Annotated in this window: 6 protein-coding genes; 5 read left to right on the top strand and 1 reads right to left on the bottom strand. The window is 49.7% G+C overall.

The window, feature by feature from the left end:
- Positions 1–220 precede the first annotated feature (220 nt).
- A complete protein-coding gene (locus ACI4WN_RS07640; protein ID WP_439777677.1) occupies positions 221–1,174 on the bottom strand; it encodes a DUF1002 domain-containing protein in 954 nt (317 codons plus the stop codon).
- A 180-nt stretch (positions 1,175–1,354) separates the two neighbouring features.
- Between ACI4WN_RS07640 and ACI4WN_RS07635 the strand changes: the two genes are divergently transcribed.
- From ACI4WN_RS07635 to ACI4WN_RS07615, 5 genes are all read left to right on the top strand, one after another.
- Positions 1,355–2,203, top strand: coding sequence for a glycosyltransferase family 2 protein (locus ACI4WN_RS07635; RefSeq protein ID WP_439777676.1), 849 nt, complete (start codon positions 1,355–1,357; stop codon positions 2,201–2,203).
- A complete protein-coding gene (locus tag ACI4WN_RS07630; RefSeq protein ID WP_439777675.1) occupies positions 2,187–2,849 on the top strand; it encodes an alpha/beta fold hydrolase in 663 nt (220 codons plus the stop codon). Before ACI4WN_RS07635 ends, ACI4WN_RS07630 begins: the two co-directional genes overlap by 17 nt.
- Before the next feature lie 91 nt (positions 2,850–2,940).
- Positions 2,941–3,933 carry a ribose-phosphate diphosphokinase gene (locus tag ACI4WN_RS07625; protein ID WP_439777678.1) on the top strand — a complete coding sequence of 331 codons (993 nt, stop codon included), beginning with the start codon at positions 2,941–2,943 and terminating at the stop codon, positions 3,931–3,933.
- Between the two features lie 139 nt (positions 3,934–4,072).
- A complete protein-coding gene (locus ACI4WN_RS07620; protein ID WP_439777674.1) occupies positions 4,073–4,750 on the top strand; it encodes a TetR/AcrR family transcriptional regulator in 678 nt (225 codons plus the stop codon).
- 14 nt (positions 4,751–4,764) lie between these two features.
- Positions 4,765–5,598 (top strand): hypothetical protein, encoded by an 834-nt coding sequence (locus ACI4WN_RS07615; protein ID WP_439777673.1) that lies wholly within the window; start codon positions 4,765–4,767, stop codon positions 5,596–5,598.
- The last annotated feature ends 191 nt before the right edge of the window (positions 5,599–5,789 follow it).

The following is a 5,789-nucleotide window of genomic DNA, read 5'->3' as shown; positions in this document are numbered from 1 at the left end:
CCAAAACAATGTCAACCAAAGATTGAGAATTCTTGGTTGACATCATATTGTGCAGGTCAGCCGCTTGGTTGACATCATATTGTGCAGCCAGACGTCCCAGTTGACCCGCAGCATCCGCCCGACCACCGTCCCATCAACCCCACCCATCCACCGCCACCGCACCAACACCCCAAAACAAAAAGCCCCGAATCCACAAGATGGATTCGGGGCTAATACCTAACTATTTAAAGCTGTTAAACAAGTTGGTGAAGAAGTTGACGATTGCGTCCCACAGCTTTTGCAGGGCGTTGCGGTTTTCTTCGGTATTCAGTTTTGAAAAAATGCCTTTCGCGCTCTTTTGAATGGCACTCATGGCTTGACTTGCCTGCTTTTTAAAAGAAGACGAGTTCAAGGCGCCAGAGTCGCGGATCTCGATCAAGACGTTAACAATCTGATTCTTCTGTTCATTGGTGATGACATTGGTCAGATTGTTGTCCTTGATCTGCTGGTTGACGATGGTGATGATCTGGTTCTTAGTAATATTTGAACCTTCCTTCGCCATCTCTTTCTTGGCCCCAGCCACCGCGTTGTTCAGCTGCGCGTCGCTGTAGCCGTCTTTATTCTTGTTTTCGCTAGTGATCCCGCTCAAAGTTGACAGTTCGTCTTGAGCTGCGGTGATCTGCTTTTGGTTCAGCTTTTCCCCGCTCTTGGCGTAGGCCTTGTAAATGCCGGCCAAGGCACCGGAACCGTCGATGGAGACCGCGGACGTTACGTAGATGTTGGCGTCGGTGATCCCGGCCGTGATGGCCGCGTTCCGGTACTGGTTGGCTGTGATCGTCGTAATATTGTTTTTACCGTTATAGTTTAAAATTTGCACGTTGATCCCGCTGCCAGAGCTCGTCTTTTCAATGGCGGCACTGGACCAAACGCCGGATGAGGAAGTGAAGTTGTCGCCTGATGGGTTCAAGTAGGTCACCAGGTCACTCCCCGTAACCGTTAAGGTGTTGTAGCTGCTGGAGTCGCTCAAAGCGCCCTTTAAAACGCTCAGGGTTCCCTCTCTTTGGCTGTCGGTCAAAGAGGTCCCCAGGGTAATCACCGGCGTTGTGTCAACGTCAGTTGACGAAGACGCTGCCTGGACCGGCTGGCTGAACGTTAAGCCGGCTGCTAGGGCCAGCAGGGTTAGAAATTTTTTCATTGCAAAAAATTCTCCTTTTTAAATTCTATCCGCCCCTAATTATACTAAATTTCGCCCACCCCTTTTGGCCCTTAGAAAAAATTTAACTATTGGTCAAGACCAATCAGCTGAGCAGGGGGTCTAAAACTTTTTTAGAAGATGATATAATAAAGTAAATTGGCTCTGAGAGGAGGAGTAGCGTTGTCTAAAAAAAGTGAGCCTAAGCTAACCGTGATCATGACTGTCTACAACCAAGAGAAGTACTTAGCCCGTGCCCTGGACCACCTGCTTTTGCAGAAAAATCGCGCCTTTAAGCTGGTGATCATCGATGACGGGTCAAGTGACCGCACCCGGGAAATTGCGGCCAGCTATGAAAAAGACTTTGCGAATTTCCGCCTGGTGGCTAAAGAAAATGAAGGCGTCGCAGTTGCCCGCAACTTAGGCCTGGACCTGGTGGACACGCCTTACTTTATTTTTCACGATGGCGATGACTGGGTCGATGAAAATTACACTGACTTTTTCATCAAAGGCTTTGAAGACCACCCTGACGATGACATGATCGCCTGCGGCTACTATGTGGACCGGCCTAAAAAGCCTTCTGTACCGATCGCCAAGCCTGCCAAAGGCGAGCTGACCCGTTTCCAGGCAACCGTGAAGGTCCTGGGCACCAAGCATTCTCCTCTAAAGGGCTATACCTGGAACAAGTGCTACAAGACCCAGCTGGTAAGGCGGCTCAAGCTCCGCTTTAACAATGACCTGGATTTAATGGAGGATCAGGTTTTTAACATCGACTACCTGATGAAGACGGAAGGCTGCTATTACGACTCTGTGCCCCTTTACCATTACTGGCAGCGGGCCGATAGCGCCGTGCATACGATCAGCTGGAACCACTTTTGCAGCATCACGGTGGCCAACGTGCTGATGTACACCAGCATTTTTAAGCATCTATGGGAAAAAATCTCCGCGAAAAAGGAGGATTATGCTTCGCGCAAGTACGAGGGCGAGGAAGCCTATGTTGGGGAAAGGATAAAAAATGATCATCAAAGTTAATGGCGTTGACCTTTATTACCAAAAACTGGGCCAGGGTCACCCCTTGATCCTGCTGCATGGCCACCACCTCGATGGCGGCATGTACAGCAAGGTGATTGCGCCTTTGTCTTTATACTACACGGTCTACGCCTTGGACATGCGGGGCCACGGCTTAAGTGGCGGCGAGATCGCTGAGCACTACCAAACCGAAGTCGAGGACCTGTCGGCTTTTATCAAGGCGCTTGGCCTTGAGCAGCCCTACGTCTTTGGCTATGACTCAGGCGGCCTGGTAACCTTGCTCCTTGCCAGCCAAGACAGCAGCCTGCTAGGCAAGTCAATCGTGGCCGGCGTCTTTATCGACGGGAAGGGAATCCACAAGTACCACTACTTGACCGAAGGCGTGCGGCGCTTTTTGAAATTTGACCGCGACAGCCGGGTGGAACTGACTGAATCCTACATGGAGCCAGACAGCTTGAAAAAAATCACCATCCCGGTTCTATGCGCTGTTGGCGAAAACGACTGGGTCAAAGTTGAGCACGTCCGCTGGTACAGCAGCCTGATCCCGCAAGGGCGCCTGGCCATCATGCCGCGGCAGAGCCACGACTCTTATGTGGTCGACAGCTTGAAGATTTTGGACCTGATCAAAGATTTTTGCAAGGAATCCTGAAAAAACAAGGCAAAGCTTTGCTATAATGTTAATGTAGACATTATAGATTCAATTTAATGAGAATGTTTCTAAGGGGCTCATGATGACATCAATTACAAAAGAAGAAATTCATAAGTTGCTTAATCCAATGAAGCTGATTGGCTTGGGCGGCAATCCGCAGTTGAACGAAAAGGTAGCCAACATTTTAGGCATGCCTTTATTGGAAACCACGGTTCACCACTTCAGCGACGGTGAAATCCAAGTCAACATTGCGGAAACGGTTCGTGGCTGTGACGTCTTCGTAATCCAATCCATCCAAGATCCAGTCAACGAAAACTTCATGGAATTGGAAATCGTGCTGGACGCCTTGCACCGGGCATCTGCTCACACCGTTAACTGCGTGATTCCATACTTGGCTTACTCTCGCTCAGACACCAAGACTAGATCCCGTGAACCAATCACTGCCAAGCTGATTGCCAACTTGCTGCAATTGACGGGCATTGACCACATCTTGACGGTTGACTTGCACGCTTCCCAAATCCAAGGTTTCTACGACATTCCAGTTGACCACCTGCACGCTATGCCAATTTTGGCCCAATACTTCTTGGACAACGGCATTGCTTCTAAGGAAGACGACGATGTAGTTGTCGTTTCTCCAGACCACAGCGGCACCAAGCTGGCCCGGACTTTTGGCCAATACTTTGACGCACCAATCGCCATCGTTGACCAACGCGGCGCCCGCTACGACGACAGCGTTCACGACATCATCGGGGACGTTCAAGGCAAGAAGTGCATTATCGTTGACGACTTGATCGACACGGGTACGCGTTTGGCATCTTCAACCAGATCAGTCTTTGCTGCTGGCGCAACCAAGGTTTACGCTGCTGCCACCCACGCCCTGCTTTCTCAAGACGCAACCAAGATCTTGAATGGCTTGCCAATTGAACAAATCGTTGTTACTGACACGGTTAAGCACAACAAGTACCCTGACCGGATGGTGCGCATCTCAGTTGACCGCCTGCTCGCCAAGGGGATTGACCACATCTACAACGACCGGTCAATTCACGAAATTTTTGATGAACAAAACCGCTTCACCAAGAACTAAAGGGAAGCACAAGGAGGCCGCCCGCGGCCTCCTTTTTTGTTCTCTTTTTTGAAATTTGCCTAAAAGTGGCAAATCTCTTGCAAACAGCTAGCAAAATCTTGTTATAATTTTGTTAGTTGTAAAAGAAAGGCAGATAGTTATGGCAAGAAAGAAAAATATTCAAAGGAGAAGGGAGATTCTGGACAACACCTTCCGCTTGGTGCGGGTCTATGGCTTTGACCATGTGTCCTTGCAAGAAATTGCGGAAGATTCCGGCATCTCCAAGTCGCTTTTGCAATCGTATTACCCCCACAAGTCAACCTTGATGACCGACATTGTGCGGAATCTTTTTAACACCATGTGGGACCAGATCGATGCCAATTACCACGAACAGAAGAAAAATCCCTTCGTTCGGGTCAAGGCCATGATCTGCATTGCCATCAGGCTGGGGACCAAAGACACGGGCCTGGGGCAGGTAATTACGGAGGCCTTCACCAACCAGCGATCCTTGGATAATTGGAGTAAGATGATCGATGAGTGGATGAAGTCGCATGATGCTTTTGCCCAATATAAAAATTACCCCGAGATCAGAACCGGGATTGCCTTCATCTTGACCGGGACGGGGCGCTTGTACCGGGACCGGGCCAAGCATAAGCTGACGGCCGAAGAGATGGCAGACTACGCGACGAGTTCCTTGATGTTCAGCTTTTCGCACGCGCAGCCGGCTAAGATCAGGGCTGCCTTGGCTGAAGGGCACCAAGTAATTGAAAACTGCAGCATCGATGAGATCCACCACGCGATCGACACGATGTTTGATGAAGACAAAGCGATTTTATAGTTAGGAGTGGACGAATGACCCGAACTTCCGCAAGGCGCAAACGTGGGGAAGAGGAAGAAATTTTTGATAACGCGTTAGAATACAAGCGGCCGATGGCCTTCGTGGCTTTTTTACTAGTCAGCCTGCTGCTAATCATGGGGACTTTTTTAAACCCATCTTTTATGAAACGGACCATCAAAACGGAAAGCAATACCGTGGTCATCAGCAAGCAGATCAACAGCCACTTTAACCGCTTAGCCACCATCGTCAACGGCAACAGCGATGACGAGAACCTGCTGTCTGACGAGCAGGCGCTGGAAGTGGCCGACCTGATCATCGACTACAAGTACGGCTTCCACCTGGTTCAAACCAATGATACGGAGCTGGCCAACCAGATCAAGCAGGTCATTTTAAAGAGCGAGAAGACAGACTCCTCGCAGGTGGCGACGGTCCGCAAGAAGCTGAGAAAGCAAAAGACCTCAGCCACTTACATTGTGGCTAACGCCTTTGACCTAGCGACGGTTCTCCTTGAGGCCAACCTGGTAACGATTGTCCGCTTGGTTGCCGTTATCGTAATCATCCTCTGCATCGTGGCCATCGTTTCCATCTTCAAAGAAGCCTTTAAGAGTCACACTAAGCGGGCCGTGATCCACGACCTGACGGCAGGGCTCATGTGGACGGCCTTTTGGCTGATGCTGATCTACGGCCTGATGGCCCTTGTGCCGATCTTCTTTGACACGTCGGTCATTACGGCTCTAGACCTCGGTTACTGGCTGGAGATCGCCAGTGGTGTCTTCTTGAACTACGTCATTGTAGGCGCCGCCCTTTACGTGATCAGTGCCATTCCATGGCAAGTTACGTCAAATTAAAAAAGTCGTGCGAAAGCACGGCTTTTTTAATTGGGGGTGGAAATTCCCCCTAATGTAGTTAGCCAAGACATTTTTGGCCAATTCAATCCCCCTGATGTAGTTAGCCATGGGCTTTTTAGGCAATTCATTCCCCCTAATGTAGTTAGCCAAGACATTTTTGGGCAACTTATTCCCCCTAATGTAGTTAGCCA

The organism is Lactobacillus sp., from assembly GCF_051893255.1.
In the GTDB taxonomy this organism is placed as follows: domain Bacteria; phylum Bacillota; class Bacilli; order Lactobacillales; family Lactobacillaceae; genus Lactobacillus.
The sequence above is the reverse complement of the archived record's forward strand: the minus strand, read 5'-3'. Positions and strand labels throughout refer to the sequence as shown.